Source organism: Myxococcales bacterium (assembly GCA_012513515.1).
Lineage (GTDB): Bacteria > UBA10199 > UBA10199 > 2-02-FULL-44-16 > JAAZCA01 > JAAZCA01.
In genome coordinates this window covers 21,397-45,590 of the sequence record JAAZCA010000004.1, presented here as the reverse complement: position 1 = coordinate 45,590, position 24,194 = coordinate 21,397, and the positions used below count along the sequence as shown (strand labels likewise).

At 48.2% G+C, this 24,194-nt stretch carries 17 protein-coding genes, 1 rRNA gene and 1 other RNA gene; 4 read left to right on the top strand and 15 right to left on the bottom strand.

Annotated features, from left to right (window positions below; genetic code table 11):
* Both GX659_00750 and GX659_00745 read right to left on the bottom strand, forming a co-directional pair.
* A 16S ribosomal RNA gene (locus GX659_00750) occupies window positions 1–433 on the bottom strand; the annotation flags it as partial.
* A gap of 380 nt (window positions 434–813) precedes the next feature.
* Window positions 814–2,016, bottom strand: coding sequence for a tyrosine--tRNA ligase (locus GX659_00745; protein NLD27319.1), 1,203 nt, complete (start codon window positions 2,014–2,016; stop codon window positions 814–816).
* A gap of 301 nt (window positions 2,017–2,317) precedes the next feature.
* On the opposite strand from GX659_00745, the gene GX659_00740 reads away from it, so the two are divergent.
* Complete coding sequence (locus tag GX659_00740) at window positions 2,318–4,006, top strand: hypothetical protein (GenBank protein NLD27318.1); 1,689 nt, start codon at window positions 2,318–2,320, stop codon at window positions 4,004–4,006.
* A gap of 5 nt (window positions 4,007–4,011) precedes the next feature.
* Here the strand turns inward: GX659_00740 and GX659_00735 are convergent, their stop codons facing one another.
* The 12 genes from GX659_00735 to GX659_00680 all read right to left on the bottom strand — a co-directional run bounded on the left by GX659_00735 (window position 4,012) and on the right by GX659_00680 (window position 20,848).
* Window positions 4,012–4,800, bottom strand: coding sequence for a TIGR00282 family metallophosphoesterase (locus tag GX659_00735; protein ID NLD27317.1), 789 nt, complete (start codon window positions 4,798–4,800; stop codon window positions 4,012–4,014).
* 24 nt (window positions 4,801–4,824) lie between these two features.
* Complete coding sequence (rny, locus tag GX659_00730; protein NLD27316.1) at window positions 4,825–6,393, bottom strand: ribonuclease Y; 1,569 nt, start codon at window positions 6,391–6,393, stop codon at window positions 4,825–4,827.
* Window positions 6,394–6,471: 78 nt separating this feature from the next.
* Window positions 6,472–7,041, bottom strand: coding sequence for a 5-formyltetrahydrofolate cyclo-ligase (locus GX659_00725; GenBank protein ID NLD27315.1), 570 nt, complete (start codon window positions 7,039–7,041; stop codon window positions 6,472–6,474).
* A gap of 223 nt (window positions 7,042–7,264) precedes the next feature.
* A non-coding RNA gene (ssrS, locus tag GX659_00720) (6S RNA) lies at window positions 7,265–7,456 on the bottom strand.
* A gap of 27 nt (window positions 7,457–7,483) precedes the next feature.
* Complete coding sequence (locus GX659_00715; GenBank protein NLD27314.1) at window positions 7,484–7,762, bottom strand: cell division protein ZapA; 279 nt, start codon at window positions 7,760–7,762, stop codon at window positions 7,484–7,486.
* Window positions 7,763–7,942: 180 nt separating this feature from the next.
* Window positions 7,943–9,949: a ribonuclease R gene (rnr, locus tag GX659_00710; protein NLD27313.1), complete on the bottom strand. Its 2,007-nt coding sequence runs from the start codon at window positions 9,947–9,949 to the stop codon at window positions 7,943–7,945.
* A 273-nt stretch (window positions 9,950–10,222) separates the two neighbouring features.
* Window positions 10,223–11,602, bottom strand: coding sequence for a sigma-54-dependent Fis family transcriptional regulator (locus GX659_00705; GenBank protein ID NLD27312.1), 1,380 nt, complete (start codon window positions 11,600–11,602; stop codon window positions 10,223–10,225).
* Between the two features lie 233 nt (window positions 11,603–11,835).
* Entirely contained in the window at window positions 11,836–14,415 is a 2,580-nt protein-coding gene (gene clpB, locus GX659_00700; protein NLD27311.1) for an ATP-dependent chaperone ClpB, read from the bottom strand.
* Between the two features lie 65 nt (window positions 14,416–14,480).
* Window positions 14,481–15,509 (bottom strand): DNA polymerase III subunit delta, encoded by a 1,029-nt coding sequence (holA, locus tag GX659_00695; GenBank protein NLD27310.1) that lies wholly within the window; start codon window positions 15,507–15,509, stop codon window positions 14,481–14,483.
* A gap of 2 nt (window positions 15,510–15,511) precedes the next feature.
* Window positions 15,512–17,944, bottom strand: coding sequence for a leucine--tRNA ligase (locus GX659_00690; protein ID NLD27309.1), 2,433 nt, complete (start codon window positions 17,942–17,944; stop codon window positions 15,512–15,514).
* A 14-nt stretch (window positions 17,945–17,958) separates the two neighbouring features.
* Window positions 17,959–19,854, bottom strand: coding sequence for an asparagine synthase (glutamine-hydrolyzing) (gene asnB / locus GX659_00685; GenBank protein NLD27308.1), 1,896 nt, complete (start codon window positions 19,852–19,854; stop codon window positions 17,959–17,961).
* A gap of 4 nt (window positions 19,855–19,858) precedes the next feature.
* On the bottom strand, window positions 19,859–20,848 hold the full coding sequence (locus tag GX659_00680) for a glycosyltransferase family 2 protein (GenBank protein NLD27307.1): 990 nt from the start codon (window positions 20,846–20,848) through the stop codon (window positions 19,859–19,861).
* Between the two features lie 155 nt (window positions 20,849–21,003).
* Between GX659_00680 and GX659_00675 the strand changes: the two genes are divergently transcribed.
* Window positions 21,004–21,780: a hypothetical protein gene (locus GX659_00675; protein NLD27306.1), complete on the top strand. Its 777-nt coding sequence runs from the start codon at window positions 21,004–21,006 to the stop codon at window positions 21,778–21,780.
* A 6-nt stretch (window positions 21,781–21,786) separates the two neighbouring features.
* Here the strand turns inward: GX659_00675 and GX659_00670 are convergent, their stop codons facing one another.
* Window positions 21,787–22,479: a hypothetical protein gene (locus GX659_00670; protein ID NLD27305.1), complete on the bottom strand. Its 693-nt coding sequence runs from the start codon at window positions 22,477–22,479 to the stop codon at window positions 21,787–21,789.
* Window positions 22,480–22,591: 112 nt separating this feature from the next.
* Between GX659_00670 and GX659_00665 the strand changes: the two genes are divergently transcribed.
* Together GX659_00665 and GX659_00660 are read left to right on the top strand one after the other, a co-directional pair.
* Entirely contained in the window at window positions 22,592–23,452 is an 861-nt protein-coding gene (locus GX659_00665; protein NLD27304.1) for a methyltransferase domain-containing protein, read from the top strand.
* A complete protein-coding gene (locus GX659_00660; protein NLD27303.1) occupies window positions 23,452–24,192 on the top strand; it encodes a 16S rRNA (uracil(1498)-N(3))-methyltransferase in 741 nt (246 codons plus the stop codon). Before GX659_00665 ends, GX659_00660 begins: the two co-directional genes overlap by 1 nt.
* The last annotated feature ends 2 nt before the right edge of the window (window positions 24,193–24,194 follow it).

The window sequence follows — 24,194 nt, the reverse complement described above, 5'->3', positions numbered from 1 at the left end:
GAAGGCCTTCATCACTCACGCGGCGTTGCTGCGTCAGGCTTTCGCCCATTGCGCAATATTCCCCACTGCTGCCTCCCGTAGGAGTCTGGACCGTGTCTCAGTTCCAGTGTGGCTGATCATCCTCTCAGACCAGCTAACCATCGTAGCCTTGGTAGGCCATTACCCTACCAACTAGCTAATGGTGCGCAGGCCCATCTATCGCCGATAGCTTCCATGGAGAGGCCATCTTTCCCCGGCACAATGAAGTGTAGGGCGTATGCGGTATTAGCTCCGGTTTCCCGGAGTTATTCCCCAGCGAAAGGCAGGTCACCTACGTATTACTCACCCGTGCGCCACGGTACTAGTTCCCCGAAGGAAACATTCCCGTTCGACTTGCATGTGTTAGGCACGCCGCCAGCGTTCGTTCTGAGCCAGAATCAAACTCTCCAGTTAAATTCTGTTAATAAAGACGCTTCATTTTTCAATGATGCGTTTGTTATCTTGATACTTCCCATCTCGAAAGATGGGAGCCCATTTAAACGGTATAATTCAACGTTTGCCATTTATGACTCGCTATTCAGTTTTCAAAGAGCAGACCGCAGAAAGGAACATTCCCTAGTCGGGAACTGCCTTAACTTCTTGATATTTCAGGCTTTTTAACTAGTCCCTCTGGGGATGCCTTAAAAGCGTGAGGCGTCTTCTACAGAATATGTTCCCCTGTGTCAACAAACATTTCATAAAAAAAACATTTTTTTCAAAAAAACGAAGGAAGCGGGCGACAGCTAAGACATCCATGTAAATCAAATAGTTACAAACACTCTCCAAAAATAAAAATCAGCTTACGATCAGCCTGGCGAACTTTCTCTTGCCGATCTGTAAAATGCAGGGTCCTTTTTTCGTCATCTTGAAATCGATTGCGTCTATTTTAGCGTCATCGAGCCTCACGGCTCCCTGGGAGATCATCCTCCGAGCATCCGATTTGCTCGAACAGAGTCCGAGCTCGGAAAGAATTTCGACGAGTGAAGAATGGCGGGAGATGGAAAATTCTTCCATCTCATCCGGCTTGCCCTTCTTGCCGAAAATCTCTTCGAATTCATCTCGCGCTTTGATCGCCAGCTCTTCAGAATGAAATCTAGCGACGATCTCCATCGCAAAATTTTCTTTAACAACTTTTGGATGAATTTTTCCGAGCGCCAACTCGCTTTTGAGTTCCTCTATCTCATTCATTGAAAGATTGGAAAGAAGTTCGTAGTAACGCCACATGAGCTCATCTGAAATAGACATGAGCTTGCCGAAAATTTCGCGCGGAGCCTCGTTGATACCTACATAATTACCATAGCTCTTGCTCATCTTCTGCACGCCGTCCGTGCCGACAAGAAGCGGCATGGTGAGCACAATCTGCGAACTCTGCCCCTCTTCCTTCTGAAGTTCACGACCCACCAACAAGTTGAATATCTGATCAGTGCCACCGATCTCGATATCGGCTTTCAGTACCACAGAATCATGACCTTGAAGCAAAGGATAGATGAACTCGTGAATACGAATAGGATGCCCCTGCGTATATCGCTTTTTGAAGTCATCTCTTTCCATCATGCGTGCTATTGTATATTTGGACGAAAGCCTAAGAAAGTCCGGCCCGCTCATCTTTCCAAGCCACTCTGAATTGAAACGCACCTCGGCATCCTCAATATTCAATATCTTAGAAGCCTGCTTCACGTATGTCTGGGCATTTTTTTTCACGACTTCTTCAGAGAGGGTCGGGCGCGTTTCATCTCTCCCGGATGGATCGCCGATCATCGCAGTATAATCACCCAGAAGAAAAATAACTTTATGCCCCAAATCCTGAAACTGCCGAAGCTTCTGCATTACCACCGTATGGCCCAGATGCAGATCAGGGGCGGTAGGGTCAAATCCGATCTTGACTCGCAAGGGGGTTCCCTTTTCAAGCCTTTTGATGAGTTCTTCTTCGCCGATCAGGTCGATAGCCCCTCTCTTTATGACCTTCAGCTGTTCCTCTACGCTGTGTTTTATCTTCATAGCTGGCGCAATCTACAGAAGATGGTGGGGCATGTCCAGAGGGAGATGATCGATGGCAGTAAGAGCTTGTCAATCGACCCTTTGCTGGCTTTAAAACTGTTCAAAGCGCTCCAACTTCACATTTTGAGAAGCTGCCGTCATTTTTCCGTCACCAGTATATGGATCAGCAACTTTATTCTGAAACGGAGAGGGATAAAAAATCATTATACCTTTTAATATTAATAGGTTATAGTTGGCAGCGAGGACAAGATCGATGGCATCGATCTTGCAAAATACTCTTCCAGCGATAAAGGGAGGGATCATGAGATATTCACCGATAAAAATTCTTGTGGCGCTTCTTGTGCTAGGGCTTAGCCAATCATGTCAGCTGATTTCCGGAATTTCATCTCCGAACACCATAGAAAATGCACAGATGACCTCGTACAGCTTCGATCAGCTGGTGACCTCCTTCATGCCATCGGATGGCTCCATCCTCACGCTCGACGGACATATGGTAATCACATTCACACCGATAGTTACCCTTCTCGATCATTCCTCGGAAGGGATTAAAATTACCAAAAAGAGCAATGGCGAGGAGATCCCATTTAGGAGTGGGATAGACTACAGAGAGGAACTTGGGGCCTATCAGATGACGATCGAAACCCTCTCTCTTCTCGAACCATATCGCGAATACGATTTGCAAATGACATCCGATTTTCTCTTCATTGCCGACGGGATCTATCAAAAACTTGGAGAACAGAAAAATACTCTAAGCTTCAGAGCTGCAAAGGCGGGAGCGTTGACCATATCAAATCACTTTCTGCCTGTGGTCAGTTCAATAGGTGATAAATTCGTAGTTGCCGGAAACAATGCTGATAGAGATCCTGAAGAGCTCACCCCAATGATAGGGATAGTTGGATTCGACGAGAATTCATTCAAGTGGAAGCTTGAGCAACTGATCCAACCGGAAAATACCACTGGCGGACCTGCTATCGCGCCGGGCCCTATTAACTATGAATTTAACTCAATTACGTCAATCGTGGTAGATAAGGACAGCGCTATCTATGCACTCGGTCATCAGAGAGAGAAAGGCGGCGATGAGTCTAGTTACTACTTGCACAAGCTTGAGTATGATGGCAACGCTCTCCAATTCAAAAAAACACTTCCAGTTGTTGGTATGAACCATTCCTACGCCCCCTGGAATGATAAAGGATTCGTAGGCCTACCAAATATGCGAATATTCGGAGATAAGCTCTACATCCCAATGACCGTCGAAATGCCTGATGATCCTGCTGGAACAAAGCGCAACGGTGCTTACATCCTAGTCGCCGATCTCGACCTTAATAATGAGGTTGAGGTAAAACCAGTTTGTGGGACTCACGATGGTGATAATAGCTGCGGAATAATGGATCTGCAATACTGCGATGGCACGTACTACGCAGCAGCTGCGAGCTACGACACTGATAATGGTTACATGTCCTTCATAATCCCTGTAGAAGGTCCAGATAATATCGGAGAGCCAGATCTCATCAACAACGCCGTTGACCTTCTGCGCTCGAAAGATCATCCCTCCGTTATCAACTCCCTTGAGTGCCTTAATGACAATATCATAGCTACATACCTTGAGGAAGAGGTCTCGTTGAGCGTGTCCAGCCTTAGCCCCGACGGTATGATTCTATGGGACCTTCCTATGACATGGGCTACATTTCCAATCAAGATAAATAGTAGAGGGTTGCCAACCTCCATCCCGTTTGGTTTGACAACAAACGGTAGTGACAAAATCTATGTTTCTGCACCCATACACCGGGGAACTACCCTGGATGTGGTGGATGCAAATGACGGAACTGTGATCAATCACTTTCTAGAGTTTTCCCCGCTCACATTCAATTACAATCTCTCTTATGGTGACAAGGTGCTCGCCACATCAATGCCCAACCTTGCTATGATCAACCACGATGGGAAAAAAACAAGAATAATCTTTTTTGATGAACGCGGAAATACCACTGAATGATGGTTCTAGTTTGTAGCCCTGACTCTCTCTATGGAGAGGGCCTTGCCTGTTTGGATGGAAAATTCACATAGCACAGCATTGAGTGCCAGACCTTCCTCCGCAACCTTGAACTTCTTCTTCTCACCGGTGAGGAATTTCAAAATTGCTACCTCTTTGGCAAGCCCTATCACAGAGGCGTGCGGCCCCGTCATGCCGATATCGGATATATAGGCGGTCCCGTTCGGGAGGATCTCTTCATCGGCGGTCTGGACGTGGGTATGAGTTCCGAGCAAGGCGCTTACCCTTCCATCGAGATGCCAAGCAAGCGCCCTTTTTTCGCTTGTCGCCTCGGCATGAAAGTCAACTATGATGATGTCTGAAATCGGCGAAATTTCCTTTAACAAGGTATCCATAGATTGAAATGGATTCATCGCCTTCATCCCCTTGTCATCCATGAATACGCATCCCTGCAGGCTGACGACGCAGACCCTGCAGCCTGAGGATGAAGTAAAGACCCCCCATCCCTTACCAGGGAGCGCACTATCGACATTATGCGGACGAAGTATCGGATGGGTTTCAAAATACGGCTTGATAGAATCATGCTCCCATATGTGGTTGCCAGTAGTCAGAACGTTAACAGGGCTCTGCAATATTTCATCGGCGTTTTTTGACGTGATACCTCGCCCGCCTGACGCGTTTTCGCCATTGGCAATGACAAAGTCCACACGGTGTTGATGAATAAGGCCGGGAAGCAAATCGTGAAAGATCTGCCGCCCCGGTCTTCCGAATATATCTCCTACAACAAGAATCCTGATCTTAGACATTGATTAAGCTCAAACTTATTTTGCGAACTCGGTCGCCCTCGTTTCACGTATGACTGTGACCTTTATCTGCCCTGGATAGGTCATCTCCGATTCAATCTTCTTGGCGATATCCTTAGAAAGCACAACAGCCTCGGCATCGCTGACCTGATCGTTGACGACCATTACTCGAACTTCGCGACCGGCCTGAATAGCATAGGCCTTGCTTACGCCCTTGAAGGACTGAGAAATTTTCTCAAGATCCTCGACCCTCTTAACGTAGGCCTCCAGAACCTCTCTTCTCGCCCCTGGCCTAGCCCCTGAAAGAGCATCCGCTGCGTCGATGACAAGGTCCAAGACCGTATTCTGCTCTATATCCTCATGGTGCGCACCTATTGCGTGAACCACTTCCTGATCCTCGCGATATTTCTTTGCGTATTCCATGCCGATCAAGGCGTGGCTTCCCTCGACCTCATGGCTCACAGCCTTGCCTATGTCGTGCAAAAGCCCCGCCCTTCTCGCCTTCGCTTCATCTATGCCCAGCTCCGAGGCCATCATACCCGCGATATAAGCGACCTCCTTGGTATGTTGAAGGACATTCTGAGCAAAGCTGTAGCGATACTTAAGCGAACCAAGAAGCTTCACCAATTCAGGATGCAGGTTCGGAACGTTCAATTCCAGGCAGAGCTGTTCACCAGCCTCCTTGATGGTGGCGTCAACCTCTTTTTCGGCCTTCTCAACCATTTCCTCGATGCGCGTAGGATGAATCCTGCCGTCGGCTATGAGATTCGATACTGCGATTCGGGCGACCTCTCTTCTGACCGGATTGAAGCCCGAGAGTATTACCGCCTCGGGGGTATCATCGATCACGACATCGATGCCGGTGGCCGCTTCAAGTGCGCGAATATTTCTTCCCTCGCGACCGATTATTCGTCCCTTCATCTCATCGTTAGGAAGCTGGACCACCGATATCGCCCTTTCGGCGACATAATCGGATGCCATCCTCTCCATCGCCGTAGCGATGATGTGTCTGGATTTTTTCTGTGCATCCTCCTTCGACCTCTCCTCGATCTCCAGTATGAAGCGTGCGGCGTTCTGTTTCGCCTCTTCAACCATCGAATCGATGAGCTGACGTTTCGCCTCTTCCGAGGATATCCCAGCAATCTGCTCAAGCTGTTTTCTCGTCTCCGTGACAAGTTCCATGTAGCGTTTCTCAAGGGCCTCGGCATGCTTTTTGCGATCGACATTCGACTGCTCAGCCCTATGAAGTTCCTCCTCTTTCTTCTCAAGAAGATTGAACTTCTTTTCGAGATTGTCCTCCTTGAGCTGAAGGCGTTTTTCCATCGCCTGCAACTCTTTGAGTTTTTCCTGACTTTCCCGCTCAAGCTCGCTTCTGGCCTTTAGCTTGATATCCTTGGCTTCAAGCTCCGCATCCTTCTTTATGTTTTCGGCGGAATATGAAGCTTCTTTAACCAACGCTGAGGCCTTCGCCTCGGCTTCCTCCATCTTACGTTTGCTAAACCTTCTTCTTATCAGCGAACCAACCAGCAGCCCTAAAACCACCGCTGCTACGACAAACATAATAAATTGCCAAAGTTCTACAGTCACAGGTACCTCCTATATGTGAATGCACGCCGAGCCCTCATGACTACCAGAAGGGATGCGCAGCGCGCTGTCCGTACAATTTCAGTCAATACGGATCATCCTCTTCTCAGTGATGATCCAGTCGACCCTGCCCTTGCCGGAGAGATGCGGAAGCTTTGAAACGATTTGAAAATCGTAGGCAAGCGCTATCCTCTCACCGCAAAATTCGTTCAAGCAGGTATCATAAAAACCCTTTCCAAAACCGATCCGGGCGCCGGCGAGGTCGTAGGCAACACCCGGTATCACTATCATATCCAGGGTATTTATATCCCTGAGAGAACTCTGTTTGCCTGTCGGCTCCATGGAACCATTTTCACGTCTCTCCAGCTCTTTTAGATCCTGAATGCGATAATATTTGACGGCATCGGCAACTCCCCTCGCAGCCGGAAAATAGAGCTCTTTCCTATTCCTATCGCTCTCCTCAAAAATTAAGGAGGTTCTTACCTCGTTTTGATAAGGGGCATAAAGGCCTATTCGCCTGGAAAGGCGGTACTCCTCTAGAATAAAAAACTTTTTTTGAATTTCCTTGCTGGCGGATTCAACAAAATCAGAGGAAAGCTCGTCGCGCGTGGAAAGCATTCTGTTGTAAAGCTGAAGCCTCGTTTCCATCACAACTCCCCCTTATCCAGTCTAAGCTCAAAAATCGAAGGGTTGATATAGCGGGGGATGGACTATTCGTAAATCGCAAATTATCCTATATAAATCAGCCAATTACGGCCGCAGCAACCCGCCATCAAACCATTTTCAACGCAAAAAACAAAACAGCAGGGTATCCTATAGTGGATGAAATAAAATTTTTCAACCAAGATCGGCGAAGAGTTTGAAAAACATAAAAAAATCCCCCGCATGAACCGTGTGGCATCGGTATTTATGAACCCGACCTTTACAGGTGGGTGATCATATCGCTGCTTTAGGCTTCCTCCAAACCATACGGTGGAGGCATGCACACCGCAGCAAGGGATAATCCCCTATTTTAAAATATCGGTTCTAAAATAGCGGATACCAAGCACAAATCCCGCAGGGGAAACTCTTGGCCATCTTGTAAAAGATCAAGTTATATCTGAAGGTCGATCAATTCTATCAGATCCTCTATCTTCTTTTCAACCTTGTTGAATCGCTCCTTCTTATCTCTTTGAAATTTAAAGTATTCGTCCGCAATATTCATGGCTGCCAATATAGCTACGTTCAGAGAAGCGACGGACTTGGTGTTCTGGAGGACCTCGTTGATCTTCTGATCGACGTATTTCGCAACATGCGTCACGTAATCATCGTCAGAATCGCTTTTGATCATGAACTTCTGGCCCATGATCGATATTTCCATAGTTCTTTTCACTGTATCGGCCTCCTCATTGAAAATTCGAGTCCATAATAATTCTTCATCTCTATTTGAGTCAAGCTAATTAAAACCCTAAACCCGTTTAAAAAAGGGATGTTGCAATGAAGTTCTGGAATTAAATTTAGGAATTTCATGATATAGGGCTTTAACTATGCTAGGGGAATGCTAGGCAAAATTTTAGACTGGAAGAGCTACTAACTCAAAATTTACTTCTCTGGCGGGTATATCTACACCGGCAACTTCGATCCGGACCTTATCACCTATGCGAAGTCTGCTTCCCCTCTTTTTCCCCACCAACTCCATCCTCTTTTCATCGAAATAAAATTGATCGTCAAAAAGTGAGGTTATATGGACGAGCCCCTCGACATAAAAATCCATTAGTTCGACAAAAAAGCCGAATTTCGTGACATGGCTTATTATCCCGTCGAACTCCTCCCCCACCTTTTCTCTCATGAAAAATGCGGAGAATAGCTTCGTCATCTCACGTTCAGCCTCCATGGCCCTCCTCTCGTTCAGCGAAGAAGTCTCAGAGATAGATATAAGCCTGGAAGATTTTATCCCTCTTTTCGCAGAAGTCAGAAGTCTATGAACCTCTAAATCTGGATATCGCCTGATCGGAGAGGTAAAATGACAATAGCATTCGGATGCCAGTCCAAAATGACCCAGGTTCTCACTGTTGTATGCCGCCTGCGCCATGGACCTCAGTATGAAATGATTGACCAGCCTCTCTTCAGGGCGCCCGCGCGCAGCCCGAATCACGCTGGCAAAGTGGCCAGCCTTTACAGTCTTTGAGAAAGGAAATTTATATCCAAGGTTGTAGAGAAAGAGAGAGAGCTCTTTTAGTTTGTCGGGCGGAGGAGGTTGATGAACGCGATATATACACCCTCTTTCATTCTCAGTTAGGAATCTGGCGACCGCCTCGTTCGCAACGACCATAAATTCCTCTATCATCATGTGACCGACATGACGCTCCGCCTTGACGATAGAGGATATCCCGCCATCCATGCCCATGACTATATCGGCCTCGGGCAGGTCGAAATCAACCGAGCCTCTCGCAAGCCTTGCAGCTCTTAAGGAATCGTGACAGTCCTTCATAAGGGATATCATCCGGTACAAATTCCCGTACTTAAAAATAGACTGCTCATCCTTATCGATCAGAATCTTCCTGATATCAGTATAGGTCATTCTAGCCCTGCTCTTGATAAGGCTCCTGTAAAATTTCTCCCGGCTGACGCGCCCGTCATTGGAAACTAACAGCTCGGCCGTTACCGTGGCTCGCGGTTCATCCGGGTTCAGACTGCATTTCTCATTTGACAATATCTCCGGAAGCATGGGGATGCACTGATCCGGAAAATATACGGAGGTCCCCCTTCTAAAAGCCTCCTGATCCACTTCGGAGCCCGGACGAACATAGAGTGAAACATCCGCAATGGAAACATAAAGCCTGTAGCCTCCGTCTGCCCTTTCAACATAGACGGCATCATCGAAGTCTCTGGCGTTCTCGCCATCTATCGTCACAAAGGGAAGATGAAGGAGATTAGCACGATCCTCGGATTCGAGCAGGGTTGATCTCTCTATCTCCCTGCATGTTCTTTCCGCCTCCTTTTCAACTGAGAGGGGGAAACTGCGAGGCAGCGAATGCCTGATGATAAGGGCGAGCTTCTCCGTTTTGTATTCCCCTCGCCTGCCCAAGACCTCCTTTACTATCCCCTTTGGAGGAGAATCGCCAGCGGGATAGCGCGTGATCTCGACAACCACGTTATCTCCATCATTTGCACTGGAAAGATCAGAAGCGTCGATGAGAATTCTATAACGCACCTTAAGATCGTCGGAGATCACCCAAAACTTTTCATGACGGCGTTCGATCCTGCCGATTAGTAGTTTTTTCTTCCTCTCCAAAATCTTTGAAATCCTACCCTCGGGACGCCGCCCGCCGGATGAGAAAATTCTCACCTCTACTATATCACCGTCCATCGCATCGCCGATATATCTTGCCGGCACAAATATATCTGAAGAATCGGGGTCGGGCATAACTACAAAACCATATCCCTCTCTATGGATGGAAAGTTCTCCAGCACGTTCCTTTTGAGAAGAGTTCGACATTCGAGAGACTCGATAAGATCCCTTTGACGGGATCTTTCCGAAATGAGGTTTGTTGCCGCGACTATTTCTTTTATTTCTCATAGGTAACCTCTGAAAAATCAGCAAATTCAGGGCGCCTCTAAAAACTATGCGCTTGTCATCCTCGTAACAGCCGTGACTTGTGACTTGTGACTGGTGACTCGCAACTGGCGAACGGTTGAAACGGGATTCCCGCCTGCCCCGCCAAAGGCGGCGGCTTAAGACCGCGGGAATGACACGCATGGTGTGTAGTAGCCAGCAATGCGCTCTATGAAGCCGAATCCATTCCGAGCCATTGCCGCATTATCGGCATCACAAGAATAAAATCAACATACATCACATCATTCCCAGATCCTTAAGCCGCGCATAAAGAGTGGTCCTGCCCATGTTCAACATCCGCGCAGTTTTTGACTTGTCCCCTCTACAATTCTCCAATGCGGTCCGTATGTAAATTTTTTCAGCCTGAGCCAGATACTCCTTCAATGTGATAGATGAACAGTCAACGGGACGATCTCCGTGTCTTTTTCCATTTGAATCAGGAACTGTTCCGTTCATGACCCATGATGGAAAGGATGATTCATCGATCAGATCCCCGCGGGAGAGGATTATCAGGCTGTGGACCACGTTTATCAGCTCGCGAACGTTTCCAGGCCATTGATATTCCACAAGCTTGACCATTGCGAGAGGAGTGATCTTTTTCCTAACCCCATCCCGACTGAATTTATTCATGGCATACTCAACCAGTTCGGCTATATCCTCCTTGCGATCGCGAAGCGGCGGTATATTCAACTGTATCACCCTTATTCTGTGATACAGATCCATGCGGAATTCGCCACGCCCGAGTTTTTCATCCAGTGAGACATTTGCCGCCGCAATGACTCTGAAATTCGCTTTGATAGTTTCATTGCTCCCCAAACGCGAAAACTCTTTTTCCTGCAGAACTCTCAATATCTTTGCCTGCAGATCCAGCCTCAGCGATCCTATTTCATCAAGAAATATGTCTCCTCCATCGGCGAGCTCAAACTTCCCTATTCTTCTCTTCTGGAGACTTGTATATGCACCGACCTCGGCCCCAAAGAGCTCCGCCTCCAAAAGCTGTTCCGGAATAGCAGCGCAATTGACCGCCACAAAGGGGCGCTGCAATCCCTTCCCCTCCTGATCGTGGATAAATCTGGCCAAAAGCTCCTTGCCAGTTCCGGTTTCACCCACGATAAGCACGTTGGCCTCATGATTTTTAAGCCGCGCGGCCTGTTCAAAGAGTCGACGCATTGAGGAACTTTTATAGATGATCTCCTGTCCGGCAATCTCCTCGTTTTGAGACTGAACCAAGGCTTGATAGCGCTCTTTAATCTTTTTTGATTCCCTCTGCTTTTCAAAAATTGCCAGAAGATCGTTCAGGTCGAAGGGTTTGGTCAGATAATCTATGGCACCGGCCCGGATAGCCTGAACTATGAGCTTGGGATCGCGTGCACCGGAAATCATCACGATATCGGGGTCGGGCATCATGCTCTTTATCTTTGGTATCGCATCTATTCCGCTTCCGGATTCCAATTTAACATCGAGAAGGATGAGGTCGGGGTTCTCTACCTCGGCAATTTTCAGCCCCTCCTCTATTCCCTCCGATACGAAGAGCCTGAACTGCTCTCGAAGTTGGAGCCTCAGCGCTATCAAAAAGTCCCTGTCGTCATCTATGCAGAGCAGCTTTCTCTTTCCCATAAACGGTCTCCTTTTTTTGGCCGGCACAAAGCAATATCCGTGCCGCAATCACGAGCCTTTTCAATTCAACCAGTTGTGATTGATTTTAGCCAAGATGTTCTAAATATAAAACACAAATATGTTCTAAAAACAGGATATGTTCTTATATTAGAACATTATATGGATTCAGATGGGAAAGAGATATCTAATGCTACACTTTATAATTATAGGATATATGCTTGATATTAAAGGAATTATTTAATAATGAGTTTGCCCCCCTCAAAGTCAGCCTTTTTATCATCCCCCTCCTTGAGATCCCCCTCCAAAATGGCGGTCGAAAGTGGATCTAGGAGGTACTTCTGGATAGCCCTCTTCAGAGGTCTTGCACCATAGACAGGGTCCCAGCCCTTCGAAGCAAGATATCCCTTGGCCGCATCACTCACCTCGAGGGTTAAATGCCTTGAGGCCAGCATGGTGAGAAGCTTTTTCAATTGTATATCCACTATCTCCCTTATCTGTTCCTCTTTTAACGGATGGAATATCACGAGATCATCAACCCTGTTTATGAATTCGGGTCTGAAGTGTTCCTTCATCGCAGCGAGAACTCTTTCAGTTACCTTTTCTGCATCGCCAGCCACATCCGTTATGTACTGGCTGCCGATGTTGGAGGTCATTATGAGCACGGCATTTGTAAAATTTACCGTCCTCCCCTGCCCGTCGGTCAGTCTGCCGTCATCGAGGATCTGGAGGAATATATTGAAGACATCCGGATGCGCTTTTTCAATCTCATCCAGCAAGATGACGCAATAAGGGCGCCTGCGCACGGCCTCAGTAAGATATCCACCTTCCTCATAACCGACATAGCCTGGAGGAGCACCGATGAGCCTCGCCACAGAGTGCTTTTCCATGAACTCGCTCATATCTATCCTGACCATCGCCCTTTCATCGTCGAAAAGAAATTCCGCAAGCGCCCTCGCTGTCTCTGTTTTGCCAACGCCGGTCGGCCCCATAAATATAAATGAACCGATAGGACGATTCGGATCCTGCAGACCCGCCCTTGAACGCCTCACAGCTGATGCGACTTTCTCGAGCGCCTCTTCCTGTCCGACCACCCTTTTTCGCAGGTTATCCTCTATGTGGACTAGCTTCTGAATTTCTCCTTCCATCATTCTGGAAACCGGAATTCCGGTCCATTTTGAAACTATCTGAGCGATATCCTCATCTGTGACTGCCTCGGTGAGCATTCTTTTATCCTTCTGCAGAAGCTCCAGCGATTTTTCCTCAGCTTCTATTTCCCTTATAATAGATGGAAGGATTCCATATTTTAATTCTGCTGCTCTGCTCAAATCCCCTTTGCGCTCCGCCCTCTCTTGCTCCGACTTTGTCTGTTCAAGACGCTCTCTGGCATCCCTGATGGCCTTTATTTTATCCCGTTCCTGCTGCCAGTGTGCCTTCAGAGAGCGAGAGCTTTCCCTGAGATTCGCGATATCCTTTTCAAGGATGGCAAGCCTTTCCTTGCTCGACTTGTCGCTCTCCTTTTTCAGGGCGGTACATTCGATCTCCTTTCCCATGATCTCGCGCTCTATCTCGTCTATCTCCACCGGCATAGAATCGACTTCAATGCGCAACTTTGAAGCGGCCTCATCTACAAGGTCTATGGCTTTGTCGGGAAGAAAACGGTCGGCTATGTACCTGTCCGAAAGGGTTGCAGCCGCTATAATCGCGGAGTCCTGAATTCTCACTCCGTGATGAACCTCGTAACGCTCCTTGAGCCCTCTTAGAATAGCGATAGTTTCCTCAACCGATGGAGGACCGACGTAGACCTGCTGGAACCTCCTTTCGAGTGCTGCATCTTTCTCTATGTATTTTCTGTACTCATTGAGAGTCGTTGCACCGATACAGCGCAGCTCACCCCTCGCCAACGCGGGTTTTAGCATATTTGATGCGTCTATCGCCCCTTCTGCGCCACCGGCCCCGACCAGGGTATGAAGCTCATCTATAAAAAGAACGACCTCTCCTCCACTTCCGGAAACCTCTTTGAGCAGGGCTTTCAGGCGGTCTTCGAATTCCCCTCTATATTTGGCGCCTGCCACAAGCGATGCGAGATCGAGGGAAAGAAGACGTTTGTCCCGCAGCGATTCAGGAATATCCCCTGACATTATTCTTTGCGCGAGCCCCTCGACGATGGCCGTCTTGCCGACGCCCGGCTCTCCTATTAAAACTGGATTATTCTTCGTCCTCCTGGAAAGAACGTGAATGACCCTGCGAATTTCGTCATCCCTTCCTATGACCGGATCGAGCTTTCCCTGCCTTGCCGCATCGGTAAGATCCCGGGTATATTTTTTGAGAGCTTCATATTTCCCCTCGGGATCCTGATCGGTCACCCTGTGGGGCCCCCTGATATCTTTCAAGACAGCAAGGACTACCTTTTTTGTAACGCCGCTAGCGCGAAGAATTTCACCTGCCTTCGAGGATTTATTCTCAGCTATGGCTATCAGGATATGCTCCGACGAAATGAAATCGTCTTTCAATGATGAGGCCTCCCTGAATGCCTCGTCAAAATCTCGTTTCAGATTAGACGAAATATAAAGTTGACCTGCAGCCGCACCGCTCACCTGAGGAAGCTTTTTAATTTCATCCATCAGAGAATCGGAGAGCGTACGACGATCGATGCCAACCTTGTTGAGTATGGAAGAAACGACCCCCCCATCCTGATTTATTAGGGCGACCAAAAGATGTTCCGGCGAAACTTCCTGCTGATTGAATTTTCCAGCGAGGTCCTGCGCAGATTGAACAGCCTCCTGGGCTTTGAGTGTAAGTTTGTCGAAACGCATCTGTCCTCCGTGAAGAGATATATGGTGTCGAAAATCTCTTTTTCAAGAAAGAGGGCCCTGCAAAATCAATTTTTTAAAACCGCCCGCCTATCCCTATCCCCCATTATGGATATCAGAGCTCTTTCAAGCAGCCTCTCATCTGGCAGCCTGCTTGATTTTATCTCCCGATCACATCGATGCAAAATCCGGAAAGCGCGCCTTAACTCAGCCCTCGAAAAATTTGCAGCCTGGGAAATGTATTTCTGAGCGAAGAATGGATTGACTCCGATATATCGCGCAATATCGGCACGATTATTCATTCGTCCGCTTATCTCCTTCGCCTTCGAAAGAATTCTGAAATGCTTTGTAAGGATATTGAGAAGAAGCAAAGGCGCCCCACCGTTATCTATTATGTTATGCAGATGCGCCATAGCCCGAGAAATACTACGTTCCCCCACAGCATCCGTCATCATGAAGACAGTGCGCTGGTGAGTTTCCGTGATGGACTGTTCAATATCCCTCACATCGACGAGCTTCTTATCACCTACATAAAGGACTATCTTTTCGATGGCGGACGACAACTGGGAAAGATCATTACCTACCATATCTGCAAGAAATGAAGCCGCCTGTTGAGAGATTTGCCGCCCGTGCCGTTTGAACTCTATATTCAACCAGTTGGGAAGTTTGTTGTCAAAAAGCGGCTTACATTCGATGATCGCTCCCCTCTTTTCCAAAACCTGTGCAAACTTCGTCCTGCCATCGAGCTTCTCTGCAATCAGGAGAAGGACGCTGCTATCGCACGGATCATTCAGATATGAAACAAGCTCTTCAATCAGCTCCTTGTCGAGTTTGTGAAGATTTTTAACCTGAACCAGAATTTTGCCCGCAAGGAGGGATGGAGTCTGCAAAGAGGGAAGTATTCTAGATGCGTCGGATGATGCGGCATCCAAAAGGATTGTTGAAAATTCGTTTCGTTCAGAACCGCAGATTTTTTCTTTTAATATATCAACAGCAGTACGGACGAGGTGATATTCCTCACCGACTATCGTATAGACAGGATGAATCTTGCCGGCCCTTAATTCCTTGTCCAATATTGTAACGTCCATTCTCGCCATTGTTATATCACTATGTTTACGAGCTTTTTCGGTATTACGATTATCTTCTTTGGATTTACGCCAGCTAGGGCCAAAGCGACCTTTTCGCTTTCAACGGCCATCTTCTTAAGCGCTTCATCTTCTATATCGGATGGGGCCTCTATTCTGTCGCGCAGCTTACCGTTGATCTGTACCACTACCGTCACCGTATCGCTTTTGATCAAGCTCGGATCATAAGAAGGCCAGCTCTGCCTGACAATCATTTCGGAATTACCTATCCATTCCCATATCTCCTCAGCCATATGTGGTGCGAAGGGTGAAATCAGAAGAGCCAGCATCCTGACAGCCTCTTTGCTTGTCTTTGCCACACCCTGCGCGATGATAAAATTCAGATATTCCATTATCGCGGAGATGGCTGTGTTGAAATGGAACCTCTCTATATCCTCGGTGACTTTCTTTATCGTCTTGTGCATCCAGCGCTTCTCTTCCGCCGATGAATCCGGGTCGGATGCGGAGTCGATATGCTCGGCGACAAATCTCCAGATACGCGCAAGAAATCTGAACGAACCGTCAACCCCCTGATCGTTCCATTCAAGATCCTTTTCCGGGGGCGCTGCAAAAAGAGAAAAAATCCTCATGGTATCGGCCCCATACTTGGCGATCATGTCATCAGGGTCGACGACGTTTCCCTTTGACTTGCTCATTTTGGCGCCGTCTTTGTAGACCATTCCCTGGGTCATGAGATCCTTGCACGGCTCATCGAGGGATATATAGCCAAGGTCCCTCAATATTTTGGTGAAATATCTGAAGTAGATCAGATGCCCCACCGCATGCTCTATTCCGCCTATGTACTGATCAATAGGAAGCCAGTATTCAACCTTTTCCCTGTCGAGCGGAGCAGCATCATATCTGGGGGAGGCGTACCTCAGAACATACCAGGATGATTCGACAAAGGTGTCCATAGTATCCGTTTCTCGCTTGGCAGGACCGGAACAGTTGGGGCAACTGGCGTTCACGAAAGATTCATCCTTTGCCAGAGGCGAACCTCCGGCACCCGTGAGGCTGACATCTCGCGGAAGCTTCACTGGCAGATCCACTTCCGGAACAGCGACTGCGCCGCATTTATCACAGTAGATGATCGGAATCGGCGCACCCCAATAGCGCTGTCTGGAAAGACACCAGTCCTTGAGACGATATGTTATCGATTTCCCGCCAGCGCCGATTGTGGCAAGGTGATCTGAAATCGCTGAGATCGCCTTTCTGGAATTCATTCCGGTAAATTCCCCTGAGTCCCTGAGAATTCCATCATCGACAAAGGCCGCCGTCATGGTAGTCGCATCGAGTTTCGAATTTTCGGGCTCTATAACAACCTTGATAGGAAGATCGTATTTCTTGGCAAACTCAAAATCCCTTTGATCATGCGCAGGCACGCACATGACCGCACCGCTGCCATAATCCATCAAGACGAAGTTTGCGGCATATATCGGCATCTTCATGCCCGTCATAGGATTTATGCAACTCTTGCCAATAAAAACCCCGTCCTTCACGTATTTGTCCTCAAGGCGGGCCTGATGATCTATCTTCGAGCTCCTCTCTATAAATGCAGATATCTCATTCCTTCTCGCAGGATCTTTCATCGCTTCATCAACTATGGGATGTTCACAGGAAACGCACATAAACGTGGCCCCGAAGAGGGTATCCGGACGAGTCGTGAATACGCAAACCTTTTCGCTGGAACCATCTATGGCAAAATCTACATTGGCCCCCTCGCTTTTACCTATCCATTCCTTTTGCATTATCCGGACGCGTTCCGGCCATCCGGTCAATTTTTCATCGATATCACGAAGAAGTTCATCGGCATAATCGGTAATCTTGAAATACCACTGCGACATCGATCTCATCTCTACGCTTGAATCGCAGCGCCAGCAAACACCCCGGCTGGCCTGCTCGTTAGCCAAAACGGTCTGGCACTTCGGGCACCAGTTGACCGGCGAGGTCTTCTTATAAACCCAGCCCCTCTCATACATCTTAGTGAAAATTAGCTGTTCCCATTTATAATATTCAGGATGGCACGTCGCTATCTCGCGATCCCAGTCGTACGAAAATCCAAGCCTCCTGAGCTGGCCGCGCATGTAATCTATGTTTTGGTAGGTCCAATCTTCCGGGTGAACCCCACGTTGGATCGCAGCATTTTCGGCCGGCATTCCAAAGGCGTCCCATCCCATGGGATGCAAGACTTTCACGCCCTTCATAATGCGGTACCTGGCAGCGACGTCCCCTATCGTATAATTACGCACATGCCCCATGTGGATTCGTCCCGAGGGATACGGGAGCATCTCGACGAGATAGTACTTTTCACCCTCCCCTCCTTCATCGACTTTGAAGGACTTTTCATCCTCCCATCGTCGTTGCCATTTTTTCTCTATATTTTGCGGATCGTAATTTCTCTCTTGCATTATCTTCTCCGTTTTTATTCGGGCCTGGCAAAAACCCTAGCACCCCAATTTTCAAGCCATTTCTCAAATATTATCAGGGTCCATAGTTTCTTTCTGTTATCCTCTTTGCCGCTCAAATGCCTGTCGAGGATTTCCGAAACATATTCTGGATTTAGAAATCCCTCCCGAGCTATCTTTTCAGAAGCAAGCAGATCACAGGTCATCTCCCTGATGGGGCCCTTTATCCACTTCGCCAGGGGAATTCCAAATCCCTTCTTCGAACGGCGTGCTATTCCCTTTGGAAGGATCTCCTCAAAAGATTTTTTCAGAAGATACTTCATCGTCATGCCTCTCAGTTTAAAGGTGTACGGAAGGCGGAAGACGAATTCAACCAGTTCATGATCCATAAACGGAGCTCTCGCCTCGAGAGAATTCCACATGGAGGCCCGATCCAACTTTGTAAGGATGTCATCGGCAAGATAGAGCTTTTTGTAAGAATAAAGAACGCGGTTGCCTTTGGAGGCTAGCATCGAATTTTTGAAATGACGCGCCGTATCTTCATAAAGCCCATGCGACGGGTTGAAAGAAAGAAGTTTTTTAAGCTCCTCCTCTGAGAAAGATCCCATCCATGTAGCATGACGAGAAATATCTTCCCTGCCGGCACCTTTGATGAACTGTTTTATTTTAAAATCCAGGCTTATATTTTCATCCGATGTGGGAAGATTGGAAATAAATCTTTCTATAACTCCATTCCTTATTAGCCGAGGAATTTTTCTGTAATAGTTGGCGAAACGCTCGGCTTGAAATGTGGGGTATCCAGCGAAGAGCTCATCGGCACCGTCCCCCCCTAGCGCAATCGTGACATATTTTTTGGTGAAACGCGAAAGCGCATAGGTCGGTATGATAGAAGCATCACCAAGCGGCTCATCGAGCAACGCCGTTACCTCCGGGAAAAGAGCTATCAAATTCTCAGGAGAAAGAACTTCCTCCCTGTGATCCGTCCCGAAATGTCTGGCGACCGACCTGGCATGGGATGACTCATCAAAAGATTTTTCGCTGAATGCAATTGAAAAGGTCTTTATCTCTTTTGCCTCACGGTGTCTTGCAATCATGGCGACCACTGAAGATGAATCAAGCCCGCCAGACAAGAAGACGCCGAGAGGAACATCGCCTATCAGCCTTCTCTGCACCGACTGGTCAAACAGCGCCATGAACCTATCGCGCGCTTCCGATTCGCCGATGTTGAGTTCTTCACCGACCGGAAGATCCCAGTAACGCCTTACTGATATTTTTCCGGCCTTGAAATGAAGAAGATGTCCCGGCTCGAGCTTGCTGATCCCTTCGAATATGCTATCGGGCGCAGGGACGTACTCATACGCGAAATATTTCGCGAGAGCTTTTTTGTTCAACGCTGGATGAAAACCTGGATACTCAAGCAAGGCTTTCAGTTCGGAAGCAAAAAGCAAAGCTCCATCATGATAGAGATAGTAAAGCGGCTTCTGCCCCATTCTATCCCTTGCCAGGATCAGCGTTTTTTCTTTATCGTCCCAAACGGCAAGGGCGAACATCCCTTTCAGATGGTGTACCAGACCAGCCCCATCCCTCTCATATAGATGAGGAAGGACCTCGGCGTCACTCCTGCTTTTCAAAAGGTGTCCGCCGGCCAAAAGCTCACTTCTTATATCCCTGAAGTTGTAAAGCTCTCCGTTGCATATGGACACGATCCCACCGTCCTCCGAAGAAAATGGCTGATGCCCCCCCTCCAGATCGATTATGGATAGGCGTCGCATGGCAAGTCCACAGCCCTTCCCCAGATAATATCCCTCATCGTCGGGACCTCGATGTATCATGGTCCTGTTGATTTTTTTAAGGATGGAGATGTCGATCTCCCGGCCTGGATCGTCAAAAACTATTCCGCATATTCCACACATCTGCTCACTCCGCCTCGGATTGGATGTTGACGGTCTTTTTAACGAGATAGGTCTTTTTCCCCTGAGATTCATGATACGTACGAACCTGAATTTCGGCGATCAGCCCCATCAGCATGAACTGCACTCCGAGGAAGAAGAGAAAAACGGCAAGAAGAAGAAACGGATTTTTGTGTGCATATGTGCCCGCAATAAATTTCTCAAGGATCACCTCCGCGGCTGAAAGGAGTCCCATCGAACAAAGCGCGAACCCTGCGCCGCCGAAGACATAGCCGGGTTTATTCAGGTAGCTTGAGAGAAATTTTACTGTCATGAGGTCGATCACGACCTTGAATATCCTGTTCAAGCCGTATTTCGACTTCCCCCGCGTTCTTGCGCGATGATTTACTGGAACCTCCACCACCTTCGCACCTACCATCGCGGCATAAGCAGGAATGAACCTGTGCATTTCACCATAGAGGGAAATGGAATCTATATACTCCGCCCTGTAGGCCTTTAAAGAACATCCATAATCCTTCAAGCGCACTCCGGTCACCTTCGAGAGAAGCTTGTTTGCAAGAATTGAAGGAATCCTCCTGGTGAAAATCCGATCCTTCCGGTTTTTCCTCCAGCCGGATACGACATCACACCCCTGGTCGATCATGTCCAGGAGTTTGGGAATATCCATCGGATCGTTCTGGTTGTCGGCATCGATAGCTACGTATATACGTCCCCTAGCGAAGTGAAAACCGGCCGCCATAGCTGCAGTCTGTCCATAATTTCTGGTGAACTGTATCAGCTTCACATCATCGTCGGCTTCAGCCAGCCTTTCAACCAAGCCATTGCTGCCATCGCTGGAGCCGTCATCTACGAACAGAATCTCAAAGCTTCTGCCGGTAGGGGCCAGCGCCTGTTTAAGCTCTTTGTACAGTTGTTCAAGATTCTCGATCTCGTTGTAAAACGGCACTATGACAGAGACGTCATAGGGTCTGCTGGCGGTTTCCTGAAACGGGTTCATCGGGCGCTCCTCCGACTAAATTTGCAAATGATTACCATCGGTTCTGATATCTGTCAAAAACAATTGCGGTCGACAGCGCTTGACAAGAACCCCTCTTTTCAATCACATCCAGCGACCGACCATCCATGAATAGTCGGCAGACTGGAGTTCCTACTATGATGAAAACGATAACGCTGTTAGTTGCCCTCCTGCTGGCATCGATAGCCACCCCTGCATCCGCGGCGAACGAGGCAAAGATAATTTTCTGGTATCCAGGCGAAGCTGGAAACACCGCAGAGGCCCAGCCGTTGATCGATCTTTTCTGCGATACGATAAATGCCCAGATCAAACCTTTTTCGGTATCCGGGAAATACTTTAACAGCGTGGCCGGAGGACTGGAGTTCATCTGGAAGGAGCACCCTCAACTCGCCATCATAAGCCATCCGGCGCTGGTTCAGGAGGGAGCAAAGCTTGGAAAATATGAGACCATACTCGCCACCCTTCCGGAGCCATCCGGCAAGCCCTTGGAACAGTATTCGCTCGTAGGGGCCACGCCAACTTTACAAGATGGTGCTGAAATCGTTACGAGTGAGCCATTATCGGAAAATTTCATCCGCGAATACCTCTTCCCAAACCTCCCCAAAAAGATATCCTTAAGGAGCAGCAGCCAAATCCTGCTGGAGCTGCAACGGATAGGCAGCGGAAAGAAAAAGGGGTACGCAATTCTCACACCATCCGAGGCATTCTCCCTGAAAAGAATCCCTTCCGCATGGAGCAAGTCGATAAAATTTATTTCTCACTCAAAGGAGGTGCCAAGCGCAAGCCTTGTAAGCTTCGACAACAGCTGGAAAGGAATTGCCCAACTGAAGGCCGTGCTGCTGAGGCTCTCCTCCAACCCTGCGAATTCCGAGCTCTTGGGTGAACTGAGACTCAAAGGATTCGCTGAACGCTGAGTTCCTCTACCATCCCTTGAGCACTGCAGCAAAAACTCCTCCAGCTATCAGAAACAGGATGATGGCTAAAAAGCTGCAGCAAAGCAGCATGGGAAGAAATACCGCCAGAAGGCTCTTGCCGGTAGTCGTCCCGTGTGCCTCACGCAGCCCTATGAGATCCAACGCGATCCCCCATATGTAAGCAGCTATACTTCCAATGACTGGAACAATCTGCAGAACCTGAATTCCAGATGAATAGCAAACCACCCGAAATGTGGTCGTAAAGTCTCGAGTGGCAGCGCCGAGTATCAACAGGCAGATATGGTACATCCCCGCTTTTATCAGGTTGCCTGAAATGGATAGGATTGGAAGACCTACTATGAGGAACAGAGCCAAAAAGAGAATTCCGACAGGAAGACCTAGAATAGCAGCGACAGCATCGGCTGCCGCATGCTCGGTCAGGCGCTTAGCCGCTCCGGAAAAAACATGAAAGCCCAACTGATATGCCGCTGCGCTCATCACCATGATGTAGAAGAGAACCAGTGAAAAAAGCAGAGGGCGCTTCACTCCCGCACCGGCCCCCACTCCTTTAAAAAATGAAGTGGGGTGAAAAAGCATCTGCTGAAGAGTTTTCAAAGAGGCCTCGATCCAGTTCCCCTCTTTTTCGAATTCCAACGCAGGGGCATCAGCGCACGCTGCGGCCTGCTTCAACTCCTCCATGGTTCCCCCTTGAGAAGCCCGTGCAACGTTTAAGGTCAAAATGGGGCTCATATTTCTTGATGACAAAAGTATCACATGATAGAGAGGGCGGTCAAACAGACTGGCGGTTATAATGGGAAAGCTTTGGCATATTGCAAAATTTGAATCCCCCAAGACCACGATCGAGAAGCTCACCGTTTTTTTACACGACACCGAAGTGGCGGGAATAATGGAGGAGGATAAAGAAGATACTACGCTCCTTACAGCCTACTATGATCCGGATCGGTTTGATTTGATAGAACTCAAAAAAATCTTCGACCAATTTCTCATCTTGCCGGAAAATTCCAAAGTCAGAGCGTCATATGAAACAGCCGAGCTAGACGACTGGACAGAGAGCTGGAAACAGTGGTTTTCGCCATTTGAAATAGTCCCAGGGATCACGATATCTCCAACATGGGAAGATGAAGCCGTCCCGTCCGAAAATAAAATAATAATAGATCCAAAGATGGCATTCGGAACAGGGCTGCATCCCACCACCAAACTCTGCGCTTCAGAAATCCACAGGCTCAGCCGCAGGGGTGAGCGAAGATCCCTAATAGATGTCGGAACAGGCAGTGGCATATTGGCGATGGTCGCCGGAAAGCTCGCGTTCAGTCCGATTTCCGCAGTCGAAAACGACCCTGTCGCAGCGGAGATAGCCTCGGAAAATTTTTCGCTAAACGGCATGCCGGAGATAAAGGTTTTAGCCGACATCTCCATGGTGAAAAAAAGGTACGATGTCGTGGTGGCTAACATACTCCTATCTACCCTGACAGAGCTCAGGGATGAATTGTTAAATATCCTGGCACCGCGTGGAAGCATTGTACTCTCCGGAATAACTCACGATCAGGCCGATGATATTCTAAAGATTTTCTCGGAAACTCTTTCGCTCCGGAGGCACGACAAAATGGGGGAATGGAGTTCGATGACATTCACAACAGAGGAATCCGAATAATGCCACATTTTTTTATCGACAAAAAAATAGCCCCTCCCTGTAAAATCGAACTGCTCGGCGGCGATGCGCATCACATCAGCAACGTGCTTAGACTAAGAGCCGGAGATTGGATCGAAATTTCCGACGGACTCGGGAATTCATTCAAGGCCGAAATAGACGGCACATCCAGCAAAGCTGTAAGAATATCCGTCAGGAGCGCTATCAAAAAAGCAACTCGGACAGAACCGCCCGTACTGGCCCTCTCGATCTTCAAAAGCGAAAAATTTGAAATCGCCATTCAAAAAGCCGTGGAGCTGGGATGCAGGCGAATCATTCCGGTCAAGTGCGAGCGAAGCCTGCCACATCTGGCAAAGTCCTCCGCCTCAAAGAATGAGCGGTGGAACAAAATTGCAATCGCCGCAGCGAAACAGTCGGGGCTTCCAATTATTCCATGCGTTGAAAAAATGCTTCCCTTTGAGACCCTATGCAACACGGAGATGAAATCTGAAAACAGGGCCATGCTCTACGAGGGAAAGGCGCTAATGACTCTCCCTGAATATTTCAAGTCATCGAAAAAAAAATCAGGACATCTTCTGCTGATAGGTCCGGAAGGCGGGTTCGCTCCAGAGGAAGTTGAAATGGCCTCCAAAAGCGGGATCTCCAGCGTATCGCTTGGACCGCAAATCCTCAGGGTTGAAACGGCCGCCATAGCAGCAGTGACGATATGGCAGTATGAACTTGGCAACATGAAAGGCAGTTGAAA